The organism is Polaribacter sp. R77954, assembly GCF_044595335.1.
Classification (GTDB): domain Bacteria; phylum Bacteroidota; class Bacteroidia; order Flavobacteriales; family Flavobacteriaceae; genus Polaribacter.
On sequence record NZ_CP138992.1, the window covers coordinates 1,832,762 to 1,854,184 of the forward strand.

At 31.7% G+C, this 21,423-nt stretch carries 12 protein-coding genes; 1 reads left to right on the forward strand and 11 read right to left on the reverse strand.

The window, feature by feature from the left end:
• Window positions 1–2 precede the first annotated feature (2 nt).
• From SJY27_RS07815 to SJY27_RS07865, 11 genes are all read right to left on the reverse strand, one after another.
• Entirely contained in the window at window positions 3–3,233 is a 3,231-nt protein-coding gene (locus SJY27_RS07815; protein WP_397447701.1) for a SusC/RagA family TonB-linked outer membrane protein, read from the reverse strand.
• 335 nt (window positions 3,234–3,568) lie between these two features.
• Complete coding sequence (locus tag SJY27_RS07820) at window positions 3,569–3,946, reverse strand: cupin domain-containing protein (RefSeq protein ID WP_397447702.1); 378 nt, start codon at window positions 3,944–3,946, stop codon at window positions 3,569–3,571.
• Between the two features lie 16 nt (window positions 3,947–3,962).
• Entirely contained in the window at window positions 3,963–6,221 is a 2,259-nt protein-coding gene (locus tag SJY27_RS07825) for an alginate lyase family protein (RefSeq protein WP_397447703.1), read from the reverse strand.
• A gap of 65 nt (window positions 6,222–6,286) precedes the next feature.
• Window positions 6,287–8,467: a T9SS type A sorting domain-containing protein gene (locus SJY27_RS07830; RefSeq protein ID WP_397447704.1), complete on the reverse strand. Its 2,181-nt coding sequence runs from the start codon at window positions 8,465–8,467 to the stop codon at window positions 6,287–6,289.
• Between the two features lie 213 nt (window positions 8,468–8,680).
• Window positions 8,681–11,332, reverse strand: coding sequence for a chondroitinase-B domain-containing protein (locus SJY27_RS07835; RefSeq protein ID WP_397447705.1), 2,652 nt, complete (start codon window positions 11,330–11,332; stop codon window positions 8,681–8,683).
• 163 nt (window positions 11,333–11,495) lie between these two features.
• Window positions 11,496–12,263, reverse strand: a complete 768-nt coding sequence (locus SJY27_RS07840; protein ID WP_397447706.1) for an SDR family NAD(P)-dependent oxidoreductase — start codon at window positions 12,261–12,263, stop codon at window positions 11,496–11,498.
• A gap of 9 nt (window positions 12,264–12,272) precedes the next feature.
• The gene (locus tag SJY27_RS07845) at window positions 12,273–13,370 is read right to left on the reverse strand and encodes a polysaccharide lyase family 7 protein (protein ID WP_397447707.1); all 1,098 of its coding nucleotides are present in this window, start codon (window positions 13,368–13,370) and stop codon (window positions 12,273–12,275) included.
• A gap of 22 nt (window positions 13,371–13,392) precedes the next feature.
• Window positions 13,393–14,064 carry a FadR/GntR family transcriptional regulator gene (locus SJY27_RS07850; RefSeq protein ID WP_397447708.1) on the reverse strand — a complete coding sequence of 224 codons (672 nt, stop codon included), beginning with the start codon at window positions 14,062–14,064 and terminating at the stop codon, window positions 13,393–13,395.
• Window positions 14,065–14,154: 90 nt separating this feature from the next.
• Window positions 14,155–15,429, reverse strand: a complete 1,275-nt coding sequence (locus SJY27_RS07855) for an Nramp family divalent metal transporter (protein WP_397447709.1) — start codon at window positions 15,427–15,429, stop codon at window positions 14,155–14,157.
• A gap of 127 nt (window positions 15,430–15,556) precedes the next feature.
• A complete protein-coding gene (gene gndA / locus SJY27_RS07860) occupies window positions 15,557–17,443 on the reverse strand; it encodes an NADP-dependent phosphogluconate dehydrogenase (protein WP_397447710.1) in 1,887 nt (628 codons plus the stop codon).
• Window positions 17,444–17,887: 444 nt separating this feature from the next.
• Window positions 17,888–18,304 (reverse strand): hypothetical protein, encoded by a 417-nt coding sequence (locus SJY27_RS07865; protein ID WP_397447711.1) that lies wholly within the window; start codon window positions 18,302–18,304, stop codon window positions 17,888–17,890.
• A gap of 242 nt (window positions 18,305–18,546) precedes the next feature.
• On the opposite strand from SJY27_RS07865, the gene SJY27_RS07870 reads away from it, so the two are divergent.
• Window positions 18,547–21,396, forward strand: a complete 2,850-nt coding sequence (locus tag SJY27_RS07870) for a M16 family metallopeptidase (RefSeq protein ID WP_397447712.1) — start codon at window positions 18,547–18,549, stop codon at window positions 21,394–21,396.
• Window positions 21,397–21,423: the final 27 nt, after the last annotated feature.

Consider the following 21,423-nt stretch of genomic DNA (forward strand, 5'->3'; position numbering starts at 1 on the left):
AATTAAAATTGAAAGTTAATTCCTGCTGATACTGTTTTAACAACTGGACCATCTCCTCTTTGATAACCTGCTGTTAAAGGTGTATTTGCATTGTTTGAAGTTTGACCAGCTGCTTCTGGATTAAACCCTTCATATCCTTTAGCTGTAAAGAATAACAAGTTTTCTCCTGTTACATAAAAACGCAAACTGTTGCATTTTAACTTTGATGTGATTACTTCTGGAAACGTATAACCCAGGGTTACATTTCTTAATGCAACAAAGGAAGCGTCTTGAATATGGTCATCTGTAAATCTTCTATGCACAGTTAAATCTCTATCTGGAAAGTTTGAAACTTCGTTTACAGCAGATTCACTTGCATAATACAGTTGATCTAAATCTGCAACTCTAACCTCAGCACCATGAGAACCTTGGAATTGTAAAGAAAGATCAAAATCATAAAAATTAAAATCTGAGCTAAACCCCCATTGAAAATCTGGATAAGGACTCCCTAATTCTGTTCTATCATCACCATCAATAATTCCATCACCATTTAAATCTTTTACATAAACATCTGCATAATCATTATTGAATCTATTAAACGGATTATCTACCCACTCTAAAGGGATTTCTCTATCATATACCCAACCATAAAAAGAGGTAATTGGTTGCCCAACTCTTGCTATAAATTCTGTTGGTCTTGTATCTTGATCGATTCTAGAAATAATTTGCTCATTATTTCCTAAACTTTTTACTTCGTTTCTATTGAATGAAAATTGCCCAGAAGCACTCCATCTAAAGTTTTCTTTAGATATTATTCTCGAATTTAATTCGATTTCCATACCATAGTTTTGAACCTCACCTAAATTCTGTAACCAATTGTCTGTACCATAAGTTGCTGCAACTGGTGCAAAAAGTAGTAAGTCTTCACTAGTTCTTGTATAATAATCTACAGATAAATTTATTAAACCTCTACCAAAAGTAGCATCTATACCAGGGTTGAATTCTATTAATTTTTCCCAACCTAATGCTTGGTTTGCTAACGTTATTCCTTTAACACCTGTTGTATTGTTATAACTTACTGTACTGAATGATTCTTCGAATCTATATAAAGATTCAAAAACATTATTTGATATTTCATTAGATCCAGAAACACCATAACTTGCTCTTAGTTTTAAGAAAGAAATAAATTCACTGTCTTCTAAAAATTTCTCGCTAGACATTACCCAACCTGCTGTTACAGAAGGAAAGTAACCTGTTCTTGAATTAGATCCAAATCTTGTACTTGCATCACTACGAATAACGGCTTGTAAAATATATTTTTCGTCGTAATTATAATCTAACCTACCAAAGTAAGAAACTAATTTATCCATACCATTATCTGTGTATGTTGTTCCTCCATCTGCTAAAGCAATATTATCATTAAAATCATTGGTATAACCAACCGCTTCAGATTCTTGTCTATAGAAATTTCTTTCTGTGTACTCAAAACCTAAAACCGAATTGAAATTATGTTTCCCAAACTCTCTCTTATATTTTAAAGTAGATTCAAATGCGTACTGATTTAACTCATCTCTTCTTTCTAAACGATACGCTTCTTGATCTCTATTTTCTTGACCGTATAAAAAATCTGCTTCAGTTGATTTATTGTGTCTAAAAACACCAGAGATTACCTGTCTAAAATTCAGTCCTTTTGCTAGTTTAAAATCTATGTAAGACGATGCGTTTAATGCTAATTTCTTTTTTAATCGCTCTCTTTCTAAAAAGTGAACTAATGGATGCACATTTTTTGTAGTTGATAATGTTAAACCTCCAGAAGTTAGTGGACTAACTACTGGCAACCCTGTATTAGGATCTCTTAAAATAGAGGTTGGATTTGCAGGGTCTATAGTAAAAACATGATCGAAAGCTCTAGAAAAACCATAACTACCTACCCCTAAATTTTCGAATAATTTACCAGCATCAGTTGAAGTTCCAACAGCTGTAGAAAACTGTGTTACATAATCTAAATGATCTTCATTTAAATACAAAGGCACATGCCCCATTTGTCTTAAAGGATCTGTAAATCTTGATGGTAATCTTTCTTGATCGTTATAATTTACACGAAGATTTACACCATATTTAATTTTTTTGTTTTTTGATTTGCTATCAATTTTTACACGAGCATTATACTTTGTAAAATTGTCTTTTAAAGCAATACCTTGATCTTCTAAAAAACCAATAGAAGCAGAATAGCTTGTTGATTCTGTACCACCTCTTGCAGCAAATGAGTGACTTTGAATAAAACCACCTTCAAAAACTTCATCTTGCCAATTTTTCTCTCCACCACCTAAAGAAGCTATAAATTCCATTGCTTCTAATTCTGCGTAAGCTGTGTTATAATCTCCTGTAATTCTGTCGTAGTTGATACTAGTTGGTGATATTGCATCTACAGTACTTTTAAGACCATTTAATCTAGATCTTTCATCTGCTATAGATGTGTTAAAATTATCATTATTATCAGCATACTTATACCCTGTAAATGAGTTGTACGAAAATACAGTTTTACCAACAACACCTTTCTTTAAATTTATTAAAATAACACCATTTGCACCCCTAGAACCGTAAATAGCAACAGAAGAAGCATCTTTTAAAACACTTAAAGACTCAATATTATTATTATCTATAGTCGCTAAAATATCTGCATCTGTACCCAACACAATACCATCTACCACAATTAATGGTGATGATGAACCTGTTACAGAACCAGGACCTCTTAGTGTTATTTTTGGATCTCCACCTGCTTCTGAAGCTACAGTTTGAATTCTTAAACCTGCAACCCTACCTCTTAAGGCATCTTCAACCCTTGCCACAGATTGTTTTTGAAGATCTTCTCCAGTAACTTTTGTTAAAGCACTGGTAACCGTTTTCTTTTTTTGGTCTCCATAACCAACAATTACAATTTCATCTAAAACACTTGTATCACCCTCTAGGCCTACGTTTAATGTTTTTTCACCATTGTAAGTAATCACTTTAGACTTAAAGCCTAAATATGAAAACTGAATAATTTCTCCTTTTTTTACTTTTAAAATGTAGTTACCGTCAAAATCTGAACTTGTACCTCTTGTAGTACCTACAACCATAACACTCGCGCCCAAAATAGGTTCTCCATCAGCTTGTGAGGTTACAGTTCCTTTTAAAACCACCTGTTCTTGAGCCTGCAAAGCAGAACACAAAAAAAGCAATAAAAAGAATACTGATTTAATTTTTAAATTCATAGTTAACTGATTTAAATAAGCCTGTTTTAACAACAAGACTTTAGTTCTTATCAAAATAATTAGTTTGATTTTAGGGAATAAATTTTACCTTTTCTTATCGTTTACATCCGATAAATTGGTTTACCAAATTGGTTTACCAAATATATGTTTATTTTTTTTCTTAGAAAAGTAATTTGTTAAATATTTCTTAAAGCAATGCTTTACCTATAGTTTAAACAAAAAAAAGCCCCGCTTTTTAAAATTTTAAGCTTAAGAACACCTAAAATTTTAAGAAACTTAGGCTTTTGTTTACCTTATAAGATTACAAAATAAATTGTAATTTATACTGTGATGTATTAAGACTCTTTATCGACAAAATAAGATACCCCATCACCACTTAAAAAATCTTCTCTAACTGGGCTAAAAGTGTCTATTAACTCTCCTTCTTCTAAACATACAGCACTATGCAATAGGTTTGGCTCAATATAAACACCATCTCCTGCTTCTACTATTTGCTTAACACCATCTATTTCAAATTCAAATTTACCAGAAACACAAAATGTTGCCTGCGTATGAAAATGTTGATGTGGAGACCCTAAAGCACCTTCTTCAAATTTTACTCTAACCATCATAATTTGATTATCATACCCTAAGAATTTTCTTGATACTCCTCCACCAAGTTTTTCCCATTCCATATCTTTTGTAATGATATACTTTTCGCTAAATCGTTTCATACTTTTTAATTTGTTTTTATTTATAATAATAAGAACCTTTCCAACTATAATTCTTATTGTTTATATTTAATGAATGTTCTTTGCTTTGACTACTATCTAAATTAGATAGTATAATTGTTTTTTCTTTGCCTTCTTTAAAGTGTATTTTTAACGCTGTGTAATTTGCATTGTCCTGTATTACTTCAATTTTAGAAAAGTTACTATATGCATTAACTGCTACTTCTTTAACAGGATCATAAGTTCCATGAGATTCGATAATAGAAGCATAAACTGTATTTTGTGTATTCTTTTTTCTGATGATAATTGAAGGATCTTTTCGTAGGTTAAATTCAGGATCATTAGCGCCCACTCTAGCTAAAATTAGCTCATCATTTTTATTAGTTGCTGATGTTAAGGTGTAAAATCTTCGGTTGTCTAACCATGTAAATTGAATGCTTTCTGCGTTTGCTTTTCCACTAGCCTCATTCCAAATATGCTGATAACCATATTTATCACCTAAAGTTTTTAATTTATTTGGAATCTTATAATCGAAACTAGTTGATATAATTTGTCCGAAATAATGGAAAGGTAAATCGTATTGGTTTTTTGTGTTAGCTTGTATTTTATTAATATCTACAATAAATGGTTTTTTAAGGTCTTCATCTTTTATCATAATCATAGTTCTGTGCATTTCTGTACCTGGATACGCATTCTTTTCTTTAGCACTAACTATTTGAAAATTAGTATCATAAACATCAAAAATATATTTTTCTGGGTGATTTTTACTACCAAGATCATATTTATATTCAAAATGTGAAATTTCATTTTGTATTATTGTGTTATGCGCAATGGTTTGTTTGGCATAAGTTTTATTCTCTTTTAAATACCCACCACCATTTTTTTGCTCTACATTTACAAAACGAGATAACCCATAATCTTGCAAAACTTCATCGCCATTTTCATATAATGAAAATGACAATTTATCATAATGTCCATGGCTTAAACCTTGTGCTGCATATTTATACACCAAAGCCATAGTTTCCTCAGTGTTATTATATCTTAAGATTCCAATACCACCTTCATCACCTTTTGATCCGTCAGATAATTCCATTGATTCTTTTACAAAAGGTTTTTCTTTACCTTCCTTTAAAGCTAATGCTACTTTTAAGCCTGTTGCATCTAATTGCACAGTACCTTGTTTTTTTGCTACTGACAGCAACCTAGGGTCTTGATTACCATAATAATAGGCAATATCTACAGCAGAAACTAATGATGATGTGTAGTAAGACATTCCTTTCTGACCATCATTTAATGGAAAAAACTCACCATCTGCATCTGTTAAATTTAATAAAGCATCAACCGCTTTTATTAAAACACCATCTTTATATTCAAAAATTTTTAAATCTGGTTTTTTGTTTTGAAGCGCTTCTGCAAAAATTAAAAAAGGATACATTGCATAACGTTGATAATATGGACCTTCTGTATAAAATCCGTCAGGAGAAAAAGGAGAATCGACATTTGCTAAAAAACCAGCTTTGCCATCTTTATCAAATATAAATCCACCATCATTATCTTTTGCAGATAAATCTACATCGTCTTTATTTAACCCATATAAAGCCCTGTTAATTAATTCATCATCATCCATAACCAAACCAATCATACCTACAGCAACATTGCCCCAGGTAGAATGGTTATGGACTCTATTAAAATATTTGGGAGTTTCTATGGATAAAAAATCAGCATAGGGTCTAAATAATGTTTTATTTAAATAATCTGTTTGTTCTTTTGGCAACCAAGCATAAATACAATCGTAAGCCTGACTTGTAAAAACTAACCAATTAGAATCGTTTAAACATTGCCAAAAAAGCTTACCTCTGGCATAACTTCTAATTTGTGGATGCCTAGGTAAAGTAGGAAACATTTTTGCATAGGCTAATAGCATATCTCTTATATAAATAGCGTATTTGTCATCACCCAACAACTGAAATAAAACTCCAGCTTTTTGCATATTTGCGTAATTGAGTTTGTGTTGCGTATGCGTGTAACCACCTGCCATATCTTTTGGAATTGGCACATCTATTCCTTTTTGGATAGCTGCATCTACTGTAGCTTTTGCAACTGACAGGGTTTCATCAAAAACAGGAATAGCACCTAATTTTGATTTAATTTCTGAAACACTTTTAGTTGTTAAAATTAAATTTGGATGTTGATTTCCACCAGTAACAACAACCTCTTTTTCTTGAGTACAAGAAATTGAAATGAGTAAAATGTATAAAAGTGTTTGAAATTGTTTCATTTTAAAATTTTAAAAAATAAGAACCCATAAAATATGAGTTCTTATTTTAATTTAAGGTAATTGATTTATTTGATAATTAGTTTTTTAGAAGCTGTTAAGTTTCCACTAGTTAATTTCATCATATATATTCCTGATGAAAGGTTAGATACATCTAGTCTGTTATTATTTAATGTAGACGTAGTTATAACTCTTTTACCTGTTAAACTATACACATTAACTTTATTAATTTCTCTTTCTGAAGAAATATTTACAAATTGATTTGCTGGGTTTGGATACACTCTTAATTTAGAAGCAAATACATTTTCTACAGAAGCTGCAGTAACCGCTCTTAACTCTATATTATCATAAAATACTTCGTTAGCACTATCAACTGCTAAAGGTGCTCTTACATAAATTACAACTTTACTAGTTGACGCCGTAAAATTAAATGTTGTTGTAGTAAAGTTATTTTCTGTTTCATTTGATTTACTTGAGTTAAAATCATTGGTAATATTCATATACCCATCAACTGTTGAAGCAGTACTACTAAGGCCATCTTCTGATGTAATTTCTGTATTTAAAATAAATACTTCTGAGGGTACATTTTCTGCCTCTGAACGAGATTCAATTGAAAAAACATATTCTTGCCCTGGAGTAACTGCAACCACTTGGTAAAGTCGTCTACAAGCTTCACTAATTTTAACCCCTCTTGTTTTAACTCCATCTACATAGTTACCATCACTAGTTGAACCTGGTTGCTCATCAGCATCACCACAATTTGTAGCTAACCAATCTGCCAAATCAGAATTGTACCAAAGTGCTCTGTATGGACTATCGATATCTGATCCATTTTCATCTTCGATGCTGCTACTTGGGGTCATATCCCAAGCATCTGAATTGTCGTTTGTATCTGATGTATGCTCATCTGCAGTTCCATTTAAAACTAAGTTTTCATCTGTTACCACTGGTGGTGGCGTTACTGAAGCTGCTACTAAAGAAATATTGTCATAAAAAACTTCGTTAGCACTATCAACTGCTAAAGGTGCTCTTACATAAATTACAACTTTACTAGTTGACGCTGTAAAATTAAATGTTGTTGTAGTAAAATTGTTTTCTGTTTCGTTTGATTTACTTGAGTTAAAATCATTGGTAATATTCATATACCCATCAACTGTTGAGGCAGTACTACTAAGGCCATCTTCTGAAGTAATTTCTGTATTTAACATAAATACTTCTGATGGAACATTTTCAGCCTCAGAACGAGAATCTATAGAAAACGTATATTCTGTTCCTGGTGTTACTGTTACGACTTGGTATAATCTTCTACAAGCCTCATTTATTTTTACTCCTCTTGTTTTCTCTCCATCTACATAGTTACCATCACTAGTTGAACCTGGTTGCTCATCTGCATCTCCACAATTTGTAGCTAACCAATCTGCTAAATCTGTATTATTCCAAAGTGCTCTATATGGGCTATCTACATCTACAGGAGTTGCATCATTACTCTTAATTGTAGAGCTAGGGGTCATATCCCAAGCATCTGCATTATCATTAGTATCTCCTGTATGCTCATCAGCAGTACCATTTAAAACTAAGTTTGTTGGATTTGAACCTGTATCTGATCCACCATCACCATTATCACCACCACCATTTCCAGTACCTGGTTCATAAAACTCTATTTCACCAATTGCATTCCATTGGCTGGTTCTAGTATCACCAGCGCTATTGTACCTTCCAAAACCAATTACTTTTACGTAACGTGCATCTACACCATCTTGAATTTCATATTGATTAAATGCAGTTGAGTTGATTTCCGTCAATAAAATATCATCAGTCATAGGCAAAATTTTTGTAAAATCTCCAGCATCAGTTCCTGTTGTTGATACCCAAACTTGATACCCAAAAGGCTCTGATTTACTCGTAGTTGAAAACTGGATCAATCTTACATCTTGGCTTACTCCTAAATCGTAAATAATATATTCTCCATCACCTTTGTAATCACCAGATAAAACATCTCCATCGTCAGCAGCCCAAACACTTGCGTTATCTTTATCTAACGTATTTGATGCAGCATTAAATTTAGTAGTTCCATTTACTTCTTCTTTAGAAAAAGAATGAATAGTTACAGGGTCGTTTGCATCACCTGTATTGATAAGGTCATAATTTGATAAGTCTATTTGACCCCAGCTATAATTAAAAAACATGCTGAATACCAAAAGAGCAATCGATAATTTAATTTTTTTTGTAAAAAATAGTGTTTTCATCATAAGATAAATTTTAAAGTATTGTTTAAGTTAATTGGCAATCCAAATTGGTAAACCAAATTGGTTTACCAAAAATACAAATAATATTGAATTATCAAAATTTATTTAACATAAATGTTATATCATTAATTAATATTGACTTAATAACGAATTAAATGAGATAATGGCATTATTATAAAGTACCTCTACCTCATTTAATTCAATAATTAACAAGGATTATTCTGTAATAATAATTTTCTTTGAAAAGATGTTATTTCCATCATTTATACTTAAAAAATAAACACCATTATTTAGAAAGGAAACATCTAAGCTTGCTGTTTGCTTTGGGTTAAAAAATTGCTCTTCAATAATTTTTCGTCCATTTAGGTTGTATAACTTTACCCCTATTATTGATGTTTTCATGTTTTTAACATAAAGCAACCCTTTTGTTGGATTGGGATAGATTGCAATATCACTTAATGTAGCTACACTATCTACAGATAAATTAGAAGCACCATAAAATTCGATTTCACCAACTGCTGTCCACATACTTTTTCTACTATCTCCCTCACTATTAAATCTTCCAAAACCAATTAATTTTACATATCGTACATCTGTACCGTTTTCAATTTCGTATTGGTTAAAATCTGTTGTACCAGTTGCTGTTAAAAGTAAATCGTCTGAAGTTGGCAATACTTTTGAAAAATCTGTTGCTTCTGTACCTGTTGAAGAAACCCAAACTTGAAAACCAAAAGCATCTGATTTATTGGTAGTTGTAAATTGCACTAAATTTAAAGCTCTTAGACTTCCTAGATCGTAAATAATAAATTCTCCATCGCCTTTGTAATCTCCTGAAGCAACATCGTCATCATCAGCAGCCCAAACTGTACTATTGTCTTTATCTAATGTATTTGTGGCATAGTTTGTTTTTGGACTTGAGTGATTTTCGTCTTGTTGTTTTGAGAAAGAATGTACGCTTACAGGATCATTAGCCTCTCCTGTATTGATTAAATCGTACAAATCTGTTAAGTCTGCACCTAATTGTGTAATATTTAATGTTTTTACAATATCATCACCTCCTGCAACTTGGGTAACAGTAATAGAACCTGTTCTTACCTCTGATGCGTTATTTTCGGTTACAGAAACGGATAAAGTAGTATTTCCTGTACCTGAATTTTTATCAATTGTAATCCAAGAATCGTTAGAAACTGCTGTCCAAGCTACATTTGCTGTGATAGTTACTTCATAACCTGCAGCCTGTGCTGTTAAATTAGACAAACTACTAATTGCTATAGATTCTACCACCTGAATTGTACAATTACCATCTGTTATGGCATTGCCTTGATAATCTGCAAAACAAGCTCCAATTCCATAACCAACCATATCATCGGTTGTTGGTGTATAAGTACCCATATCTGCACCTTTGCCATTAGCACCAGAAAAAGTAAATACTTCTCCATCTGCAGTTGCAGAAATTCCTGATTCTTCAGAAAAACCAGTTGTTGCTGCACCCAATGTAGCCCCAGTGTATACGTTACCTGAATAGGTTAAGCCCTGACCAAGATTATTAAATGCATTTTCGCTATCGCCAGAAATAACCGCTGTTACATTTGGATCTGAATCTGCAAAATAAATTAAGTTATTTGCAACAGTACCCTTAGGATCTGTTGAACCTTTGTCTTCATTATAAAATAAAGGTGCATTTGTATTGACAATGGTATTGTTAGAAAGCTTGATATTCTCAACTTTTTGATAATCACTAGAAACGTTATCTGTTGTACAATCTACATCTGCATTGGCACTACCGCCTAAAAAAGTAATACCATTATTCCATTTTGCATTACTTTGCACTGTAATACAATCTTGTATATAATTATTAGTAATGGTATGCTCGCTATCTACAATTCTAATACCTCCTGTACCCTCTACATCTTCACCTAAAAAATAGTTACCATCTACAGTTGCATAAGATCCATGACGTAAAACTAAAGAACCTCTACATCGTCTAAATGTATTGTTAGTATAAGTATTTCCTTTACTTTTATTGGTGATGATTTCGTTTTCACCATCTGATTGCACAAAATAATTGTTACTTACAATGGCATTACTATTTACCATTTGATATGAACTTGTTCCTATACGAATGGTTTCACTATCGCCAGCATTTGACAATTCATCTCCATTTGCTTTTCTACCATATTTTTCTGTAAGCTTTTCGTAATTATAAAAATAATTGTTCATTATTTTATGGCCTACCTCATTACAACTTGTGTTTAGGTTATCATCATCTTCATCAGGAAAAGCGTTGTATGCATATTCACCTAAAATAATTGCACCAGCACTTACTTTATTCATAAATGAACAATTAATTACAGTATTGTAAGTACCGTATAAAACAATCCACCTGTGTTTTGGTATTTGTTCATCTGCAAGGTCTTCTGCTAATTCACTTGGCTCAATACCTAAACCATCAATTACACAATTTTGTATGGTACTATAATGGGCAAAATCTTGACCATTTCTAAATTCGATAAAATTACTGGCTCCATAACCGCCTTTCCAATGAAAACCATCTACAATTAAATATTCACCAGTTGCAATTTTATTACCTGCATCATCACTTTCTCCTCCTATTGTTAATCTTGGACCACCAGTAAAAATAACTCCACCAGGTGTTTCTGCCCTAAAAGTTACAGGATTTTCTGCTGTACCTGAACCTAAAAAACGCATGCGTTCATCAGTACTGTACACACCATTTTTTAGTATAATTACATCTCCTGGTTGATAGATTACATTCCTTAAATCTTCTGGATCATCTATATTATAAGTAGTTTGACCTACAAATGTAAACGGAATTAAAAAGAGGAATAATAATATAATTTTTTTCATGATTTTGGGATTTAATTTAACTTGTATTTTTGGTTTACCAGTTTGGTTTACCAAAAATACAAATAAAATTAAATTATCAAAATCAAAACTGATAAAAATCAATTTGTTGATTTTTATCAGTTTACAGTAAAAAAAAGTATAAAATTATACTAAAACTGTGTTTTTACATATTATATACTCCTCCATTAATATCTAAAGTTGCCCCTGTAATAAAGCCATCATATTCTGATGCTAAATACAAAACTGCACGAGCAACATCATCTGCATTACCTGCTCTTTGTATTGGAATACCCGCAATTGTTTCGGCTGCAGATTCTTTTGTAGTATGTGTATTATGAAAAGAAGTACCTAAGATAAGTCCTGGTGCAACTGCATTTACTTTAACCCCTTTTGGGCCTAATTCTGTTGATAGTGCTCTTGTATAGGTTAAGATTGCTCCTTTACTAGTTGCGTAAACTAAAGACCCAGGATGCCCACCTTTACGACCTGCAAGAGATGCTAAGTTTACAATACTACTTTGGTTATTTTTTGCCAAATATGGTGCTGCAGCTCGTGTAACAAGTTGCATAGAGGTCATATTAATATCCATAACTTTATGCCAAAAATCTGCTTCTAACTCGTGTAACAATTTACGTGCTACTAATGAACCTGCATTATTGATAAGGATATCTAAGCCTCCCAGTGCTTCTACTGTTTTTTGAACCAAAGCATTGGCATCTTCTTCTTTAGTTAAATCGCCAGAAATAGCGATAGCTTTTTGCCCTTTGTTAGTTGCATACTCTTTTAATTGATTTGCTGTTGCTGAACTAGAAAAATAATGGATAGAAACATTAGCACCACTATCTATAAAATGTTTTGTGATTGCTTCACCTATTCCTTGTGCACCTGCTGTAATTAATACGTTTTTACCAACTAGTTTTTTATTTTGCATCTTCTTTATTTATTTTACTTTGTCGTTTTTATCGAAATAACCTTTGTTTGAAACTGCTGCATCACTTACAGAAATTGATCCTTTTTTAAACCATACTTCAACATAGTTTCCGTCTGCATATTGTTTTTTTACATCACCATTATGTGTTTCTGCACCTGAACACCAATTTTTGTTTACTTCTGGAGATTTTCCATTGGTTTGGTTGTATGCGCCTAATTTAAAAAAACATCCTTCACCTGTATAAGCAGCTTCTCTTTCAACACCATCTTGACCAATAGGCACAAATAATTTTTGGGTTTGTTCTGGAATATCTGCAGTTGTTGCATATTCTGATTTAATTAAATTTTTGGTAAATGTTTTGGTTTCATGACCTTCGCTTTCAAACTTTAATGTCATGATTCCCTCTTTCACTAAAACTTCGTAACTAAACTCTTCTCCTAAAGCAATACCGTCTTTAGGTTCTTCAGGAATCGTTTTGTCTTGAGAAGCAACCACAGAAAAATCATTACCCCAAACTGCTGATGAAAAATCCCATCTTCCAGAATTATCATCCCCTTTTGTATTAATTTCATAATGCCAAAAAACAGATCCTTTTGTATGACCAGGGAATTTTTTATAAAATATTTTTAGCGGCTCATTTTCGTGTTTATCTGCACTATGAATTTGACCAACCACAACAGAATGTGTAGAGGCAACTCTTGGATCTCCAGTTGCTGACACATTCATTACCTTTAGTGTTGCTGTTAATTTATCATTTGCTGTTTTTGGATACCATTTTTTTAGTTGAGCTAATTCAGTTCTGGTGTTATTTGATGTTCCGTGAGTATTACCTCCATTTGGAGTTTTAAAAACAACCCAATCTGTATTATTTTCTTTTACCGTATAAAAATAATCTTTGTCTTCGAAATTAACAGGTATGCCCACGTTTTTACCATCACCTAATATTAATTTCCAATGCTCAAAAAATGGAATGACATCACTTGCATATATGGTTTTATTCGACTCTTCTTTGGTTTCTTTTTTACCTGTTTTAGTACAGCTACTTAATGTTAAAAAAATGCCGAGTATTAAAACTGCTGTACATTTTAAGCTAATCTTGTTTTGCATAATTGTATTATTTATGTTGATTTTATTGAATTGAATCTTTACTTTGTATGTGTTTTGATAATTTAAAAAAGTGGTCTTTCATCACCTTTTCTGCTAATTCTGGATTTTTAGATGCTATAGCAAGATATATACTTTCATGCTTTGTAATTTCAGAACTCACCAAATCTCCTTTACAAACCGTTTCTCTGTCATAGGTTTTTAGAATAGGAGGCATTAAAATAATCATCAATGATAACATCGTATTATTTTTACTAGCTTTAGCGATAGCTAAATGAAACAACAAATCATCTTCTAAATAATCGTTTCCTTCAATAATTTTAGATTTAAAAGCATCTAAATGACTTTTTATTCGCTTTAAATCAATATTTGTTCTTCTTTCTGACGCCAATCGAACCGTTTTTAATTCTAAGGATATTCTTGTTTCTACAAGCTCATTAAAAGAAGGGCTTTCTAAAGATATTATTTCATCTATCATACCATTTGCCCCTGTTAACCCAATTTCTAAAATAGTCCCTTTTTTAAACTCAGATTTTACAACACCATAATACTCTAGTTTACTTATAGCTTCTCTAATTTGATTTCTATTAAAACCCAATTTTTCTGACATAATCCTTTCGGAAGGCAACTTATCATCACGTTCTAAATTTCTTAAATTTATAAAATCTCTAATCTTACAAATTACAAGATTCGTCATTAGTTTATTTTCGTTCTGTTCTACCAACTTTACATTCACCGTGTTTACATTTTAATTGATATCTAATTATAAATCAAAATTTAATATTCTTTAAAAATAATCTAAGAGCGCTAAAATTCCTTTATAAGAAATTACTAGAGAAAAAAACAATGCTGCGAACATCCCAATATAAACTCCTAAACTTGTTTTATAATCGTTCATAACCTTTTTGCTACTCAACATTAAAATGATACCTAAAATTACAATTGGCAATACAAAAACATTGAATACTTGAGATAATATTTGAATTTCAATAGGATTTGCACCAAAAGCAGGCCCAATTAAAGCCACCAAACATGCTATTGCTGTGATGATTCTAAATTGGAGTGAACTGGTATCTAAGGTTCCAGATTGATAATCTGCAATTAATAAAGGCGCTATTAATAAACATGGAAAAATTGAAGACAAACCAGCACTTAACGCCCCAAAAAAGAAAATAGTAACTGCCCATTTACCTGCTACTGGCTCTAAAGTATTAGCCATATCTAGCACTTGAGTAACCTCTTTACCTTCGTAAAATAAAGCACCAGCAGCTACTGCCATAATCACTGCACTTATTACAAATATTAAAATCGCAGCTGTTATAGAATCTTTCTTTTGTTGATCTAAGTTTTTAATAGTCCACCCTTTACCTTTTACAAATAATGGTCTAGATAAAAAAGTGGCTGCTGCCATAGTTGTACCCACAAAAGCTGCAACTAACATTTTACCTCCTGCAACATCTGGAATAGTTGGCAATAAACCTTTAACAACATCTATAGATAAGGGTTGTACAAAAAACAAAGAAAGCACAAATGAAAGCCCCATTAATGTGACAAAAATTACGAGAATCTTTTCAAAAAACGTGTATTTACCAACTAACATTAACAAGTAGAAAGTGATGATTATAATAATTGCTGTTGTTAATACGGTTTCGTATTTATAGCCATTTAAACCCTCAAAATTAATAACCAATATTTCATATATAATATTTGATGAAATACCCAAAATACCCATTAAAGAGTTCCATTGCCCAAAAGTAATTCCAATAATTATTAGTATGGCTAACACTTTACCGAACTTTAAATGTTTTTTAAACCCAAAAAGTGCAGTTTCTCCTGTAATTAAGGCATAATTTCCGTAAGCAAACATTAAAACTCCAGAAAAGAAACAACTTAACAATAATACCCAAAGCAATTGCATATTAAACTTACTACCTGCTACAATCATAGAGGTAACACTACCTGTACCAATGGTATAGCCAATTGCAAAGATTCCTGGGCCAAACCCCAAAACAATTGCAATAATTTTTTTGAGTAAAGACTTTTTTTGAGTAGTTGTTTCCATATGTTTTAGTTGTTATTTATAAGCTAATTGAACGCAGTCAAAACCTAATTGATTTTATAATGTTCAGTGACTTTTCGACTGCGCTCGAGGGGGAAATATATTTTATGAATTCACTTTTTAATTTTGATTACCACTTTGTGTGATAACTTTTTAATGAATCATCATCTAATCTTTGATACGTATGCGCGCCAAAATAATCTCTCTGAGCTTGAATGATGTTTGCTGATGCATATTGGGTTGTAATGCCATTTAAAAACTGAATTGCCTCACCAAAAGCTGGTGCAGCAATATCATTTAACACACATTGAGCAACTAGTTTTTTGGCAGCAGGTCTGTATTGGTTTACAATATCAATTAACTTTTGATTGGTTAAAATATTCGTTGTTTCTTTAAAAACAAGCACTAAATCTTGCATTAATGAAGATTTGATAATACAACCCCCTGTCCAAATTCTAGCAATTTCACTTAAATTCAAGTTCCAAGAAAATTTATTTGAGGCTTCATTTATCAATTTAAAACCTTGATAATGATTGATAATTCTTGCGAATTGATAAGCCTCTAACACTTCATTTATAGATACATTTACTTCTGATGATTTGTCTTGTTTAAAAAGTTTGTGAAGCTGTACACGTTCATCCTTATAAAAAGAAATATACCTAGAAAATAAGGCTGACGCTATCAAAGTACTTGGCACACCCAATTCTGCAGAAGCAATAGTAGTCCAATTTCCTGTACCTTTATTACCTGCTTTATCAAGAATTTTCTTTACCAACCAATCGTTATTTTCTTTTTTTCTGAAAATTGATATCGTAATCTCTAACAAATAACTGTCTGCTGTACTTTTAAAACTTGCTAAAGTGTCTGCAATTTCATCTGGATTTTGCCCTAATTCTTCTAAAATTGTACAAACCTCTGCCAACAATTGCATTTCTACATATTCAATACCATTGTGTACCATTTTTATAAAATGCCCACTACCTTCTGTACCAACATACGTACAACAAGGCAAATTGTTTTGATCTTTTGCTGCAATGGTTTCTAAATATTTTTGGATATTTTGATAGGCGCTAAATTCTCCACTTGGCATTATAGATGGCCCTTTTAAGGCACCTTCTTCCCCCCCAGAAACTCCTGTTCCGATAAAATGGATTCCTTTTGATTTTAAATACTCAAAACGTTCTTTTGTTTTTTTGTAATTTGAGTTTCCGCCATCAATTAGTACATCATTTTCTGATAAATGTGGTAATAAATCTTCAATAACATAATCAATAGTTTTACCTGCATTTACCATCAACATAATTCGCCTTGGTTGTTGCAAAGAATTTACAAAATCAGCAAGATCATCAAAAGCAGCTGCAGTTGACAATTCCGAAAATTGTGCTTTAAAATTTTTAGCAACGTCAACTTCAACTTTATCAACGTGTCTGTTAAACATAGAAATTTTAAATCCGTTATTGGCTAAATTTCTGCACAAGCTTTTTCCCATAACTCCCAAACCAAATAGTCCAAATTCTGATGTATGCATGAGTTCTTTTTTTATATTCTTAATAATTTCTTCTGGTTCTAAACCAATATTAATTGTTATTGCCTCTTTTGGCTCTTCTAAAATATCGAATTGAGATTTCAGCAAATCTGATGGCATAAAATGATTTTTACGACTATTTACCCTATCATAAATCTGCTGAAAAGCACCTGATAGATAAATCCATTTTGTTTCATTTTTTATGGAGTTACTAAGAGTATCTCTATATTTTTGTTTTAAAGCAGAACAAACAATTACACAGCTGTTTTTAGCTAACTCTTTTGTAGCTAAATTACTTAAAACCAACAACCAACCTTGCCTATCATCATCATTTAAAGGCTGTCCACTAGACATTTTCTTGATATTACTTTCAGGATGAAAATCATCACCATCAAAAAAAGGAATGTTTAAATCTTGCGCAAGTAATTTACCAATGGTACTTTTTCCTGAACCAGAAACACCCATAACAAAAAATACCGTTTTTTTACCCAACTCTCTTATTGTTTACTACTTTCATAAATGCTATTTTAAACCACATGGCTTTAAATATTATTTAAAATAATAGCTGCAAATTTACTTTTACAGTTTATTTATTTAATATTGATGACACTCTAATCTGGTTAACCAGTTTTGTTAACCAAATTGGTTAACCAAAAATACAAATATAATTGAGCTTACAAAATTAAAACGGCTAAAAAAATAAAAAACTGATATTTAGACGTTTGAAGTTTTTTAAAAAGTATTAGAATTTATTAGGGGTTGATGAAGTATTTTAAAAAATAAAAAATGATTTAAAGCTTATATCACTTTAAATCATTTTAGTTAATTAGTCAGTACTATTGGTAATTGCAAGCAGCCATTAAAATAACCGCAATAAAATGCCTTTATTGGGTAGCAATTTAAAACGGAATAGGAATAAACTTATTCATCTGTAATTTAAAGACAACTTGTGTAATTAGTATCCCTCTTATACAATGTGCTATTCAATTGTCCATCTTCATAAAATTCTACAATATTGTTATCACAAGAAAACTGGACTTCATAAGTAACAATATTACCAAAATTTAGATCAATGGTTAGTATATTTTCCTGAAAAGTAAATGCATGTTTTCCAGGAATAGGTTCATCAGAAAATACGCTGTTTTCTCCATAATACGTTGCTCTTTCTCCGTTAGCAAATGTATACATTATCGTTTCTTCAAAATCTTTTAAAAGCCACTCCCCATTTTCTAACAACTCAATATTGTTTTGTGTGATGTCTAATTCAGCTTCTTGATTTGTTTCACAACTAGAGCATAACACTAACCCTACTATTGTTACTAAAATAAAAATACTTTTTGATACTGTTTTCATAATCAATTAAATTAAAATTTTTGATTGTTTTGTTAAATACACCCCAAATAAACGTTAATGATTCAAAATCATTGGCAACAATTTGGCTAAAAGGGAAAAAATAGCCTTAAAAAGGAAAAAACTACCTGATTTATGATTTGAAAAATTAAAAACTGAATGAACATCGGTATTTAATTTAACACCAAACAATGTATTAATTTTTAGCGATTTAGTACTTTTATAGAAATTTAAACCAAATCTTTATGAAAAAAATAGCAATGGTATCTGTATTGTTTGCCATCCTAATATCTTGTAATACAAGCAAAGAACAAACAAGTGCTCAGAATCCAAAAGAATTAAAAATTAACTACAAAAAAATTGAACTCGAGAATGGTTTAGATGTGGTCTTTCATGTGGATAAATCTGATCCTGTTGTTGCAGTAGAATTAATGGTACATGTGGGTTCTGCTAGAGAAATTGAAGGCAGAACTGGTTTTGCTCACTTATTTGAGCATTTATTATTCTTAGAATCAGAAAATTTAGGCAAAGGCGGATTGGATAAAATGAGTGCAAGAATTGGTGGTTCTGGAGCAAATGGTTCTACCTCTAGAGACCGAACAAATTATTTACAAACGGTACCAAAAGATGGTTTAGAAAAAATGATTTGGGCAGAAGCTGACAAATTAGGTTGGTTTATAAACACTGTTACAGAACCTGTTTTGGCCAAAGAAAAACAAGTAGTAAAAAATGAAAAAAGACAGAGTGTAGATAACAGACCTTATGGACACAACCAATATGTAATTGGTAAAAATTTATATCCAAAAGATCATCCTTACAACTGGCAAGTTATAGGTTCTTTAGAAGATCTACAAAATGCAACTTTAGACGATGTAAAAACATTTTTTAAAAAATGGTATGTACCAAATAATGCAACTTTAGTGTTGTCTGGTGATATAGATATTGAGCAAGCTACAAAATGGGTGCATAAATATTTTGATGAAATCCCTAAAGGAACAGAAGAGATACCTACAATTGAAAAAAGACCAGGAAAAGTAGATGAAATTAAGTCTTTATATTTTGAAGATAACTTTGCAAGAGTACCACAATTAACTATGGCTTGGCCAAGTGTAGAACAGTTTCATGCAGATTCTTATGCTTTAGAAGTTTTAACTCAGTATTTATCTGATGGAAAATCTGCACCTTTAAATCAGGTTTTGGTTGATGATTTAAAACTAACATCAAACACCACAATGTATAATTATGCTTCTGAATTGGCAGGAGAAACTCATTTGATAATTAGAGCTTTTAACAACGTAAAATTAGATGATGTAAAAGCAGGAATTGAAAAAGCCCTTGCAAAATTTGAGACAGAAGGAATTTCTGAAAAAGATTTAAGCAGAATAAAAGCAGGACAAGAAACTCGATTTTATTCCAGTTTATCTAGTGTTTTAGGTAAAGGAACTCGTTTAGCATCTTACAACACCTATACAGGAAATCCGGGATTTGTAACCGAAGATATTAAAAACACATTGGCTGTTACTACAGAAGATGTAATGCGTGTTTACAATCAATACATTAAAAATAAAAATTATGTAGCTACAAGTTTTGTGCCTAAAAACTCAGCTAAACTTGCTTTAGAAGGAGCTGTTTTGGCTGATGTTGTTGAAGAACAAATTGTTATTGGTGCAGAAGAAAAATTCGACCCAAAAATTGCAGCAACGTATGAAAAAACGCCTTCTACTTTTGATAGAAGCATTGAGCCTCCTTATGGAGAAACTCCGTCTTTGGCTGTACCAAAAGTTTATGAAAGCAGTTTAGACAATGGTTTAAAAGTATTTGGAATTGAAAATGACGAAGTGCCTTTGGTTCGTTTTAATATTACTATTGATGGTGGCCAATTATTAGAATCTATGGATAAATTAGGAGTTGCTAATTTAACTGCTGATTTGTTAAATAAAGGAACCAAAAACAAAACAGTAAAAGAATTAGAAGAAGCAATTCAGAATTTAGGCGCTTCTATTTATGTATATTCTGATGTTGAAAACATCACCTTAACAGGAACAACTTTAGCTAAAAACTATGATAAAACTTTAGCTTTGGTAGAAGAAATTTTGTTAGAACCAAGGTTTGATGAAAATGAATTCGATTTGCTAAAGAAAGCAACCATAGCAAGATTACGTCAGCAAGAAGCAAGCCCAAATTCTGTGGCAAGAAACGCATATAATGAGTTGATTTACGGAAAAGACAACATCCGTTCTAAAAATATTTTAGGCAGTTTGGCATCCGTAGAACAAATTACAATAGAAGATTTAAAGGCTTATTACAACAATTATATTTCTCCATCAGTAGCAAAAATATTGGTTGTAGGCGACATCACCAAAGAAAAAGTAGTAGCTTCTTTAACAACATTAAACGCCAATTGGAAAGCCAAAGAAGTTGTAATACCTGAATACAAAACACCAGAAGCACCAACCAAACCAACAGTTTATTTTTACGACATTCCAAACGCAAAACAATCTGTTTTACAATTTGGAGCTCCAGCATTAGCTGCAACAGATAAAGATTTTTATGCAGCTTCTGTTATGAATTACATTCTTGGTGGTGGTGGTTTTGCTTCTCGTTTAACGCAAGAGTTAAGAGAAGGCAAAGGCTATACTTACGGAATTCGTTCTGGCTTTTCTGGCACAAAAGCCAAAGGTGCTTTTACGATTTCTAGTGGCGTAAGAAGTAATGTAACTTTAGAATCTGCACAATTGGTTAAGAAAATTTTAGAAGAATATCCGACCACTTTTTCTGATAAAGATTTAGAAACCACAAAAAGTTTTCTAATAAAAAGTAACGCACGAGCTTTTGAAACTTCTAGAGCAAAATTAAATATGCTATCTAATATTAGTGATTATGGCTGGAGTGCAGATTATGTAAAAGACAGAGAAAAAACTGTTAATAATATGACCAAAGAGCAAATTAAAACTTTAGCAAATAAATATGTGAACCCTAATAAAATGATTTGGTTGGTTGTTGGTGATGCAGAAACTCAATTAGACAGAATGAAAGAATTGGGTTATGGAGAACCTGTTTTATTAAACAAAAGACAAGAAAAAGTAAAGAATTAAACTCAATAAAAAACCATAAAAAAAGTC

Coding starts and splice junctions, on each gene's coding strand:
- SJY27_RS07835 (WP_397447705.1), bottom strand. CDS start 11,332: ATGAAAAAAATTATATTATTATTCCTCTTTTTAATTCCGTTTACATTT.
- SJY27_RS07845 (WP_397447707.1), bottom strand. CDS start 13,370: ATGCAAAACAAGATTAGCTTAAAATGTACAGCAGTTTTAATACTCGGC.
- SJY27_RS07850 (WP_397447708.1), bottom strand. CDS start 14,064: ATGACGAATCTTGTAATTTGTAAGATTAGAGATTTTATAAATTTAAGA.
- SJY27_RS07815 (WP_397447701.1), bottom strand. CDS start 3,233: ATGAATTTAAAAATTAAATCAGTATTCTTTTTATTGCTTTTTTTGTGT.
- SJY27_RS07830 (WP_397447704.1), bottom strand. CDS start 8,467: ATGATGAAAACACTATTTTTTACAAAAAAAATTAAATTATCGATTGCT.
- SJY27_RS07825 (WP_397447703.1), bottom strand. CDS start 6,221: ATGAAACAATTTCAAACACTTTTATACATTTTACTCATTTCAATTTCT.
- SJY27_RS07865 (WP_397447711.1), bottom strand. CDS start 18,304: ATGAAAACAGTATCAAAAAGTATTTTTATTTTAGTAACAATAGTAGGG.
- SJY27_RS07870 (WP_397447712.1), top strand. CDS start 18,547: ATGAAAAAAATAGCAATGGTATCTGTATTGTTTGCCATCCTAATATCT.
- SJY27_RS07820 (WP_397447702.1), bottom strand. CDS start 3,946: ATGAAACGATTTAGCGAAAAGTATATCATTACAAAAGATATGGAATGG.
- SJY27_RS07840 (WP_397447706.1), bottom strand. CDS start 12,263: ATGCAAAATAAAAAACTAGTTGGTAAAAACGTATTAATTACAGCAGGT.
- SJY27_RS07855 (WP_397447709.1), bottom strand. CDS start 15,429: ATGGAAACAACTACTCAAAAAAAGTCTTTACTCAAAAAAATTATTGCA.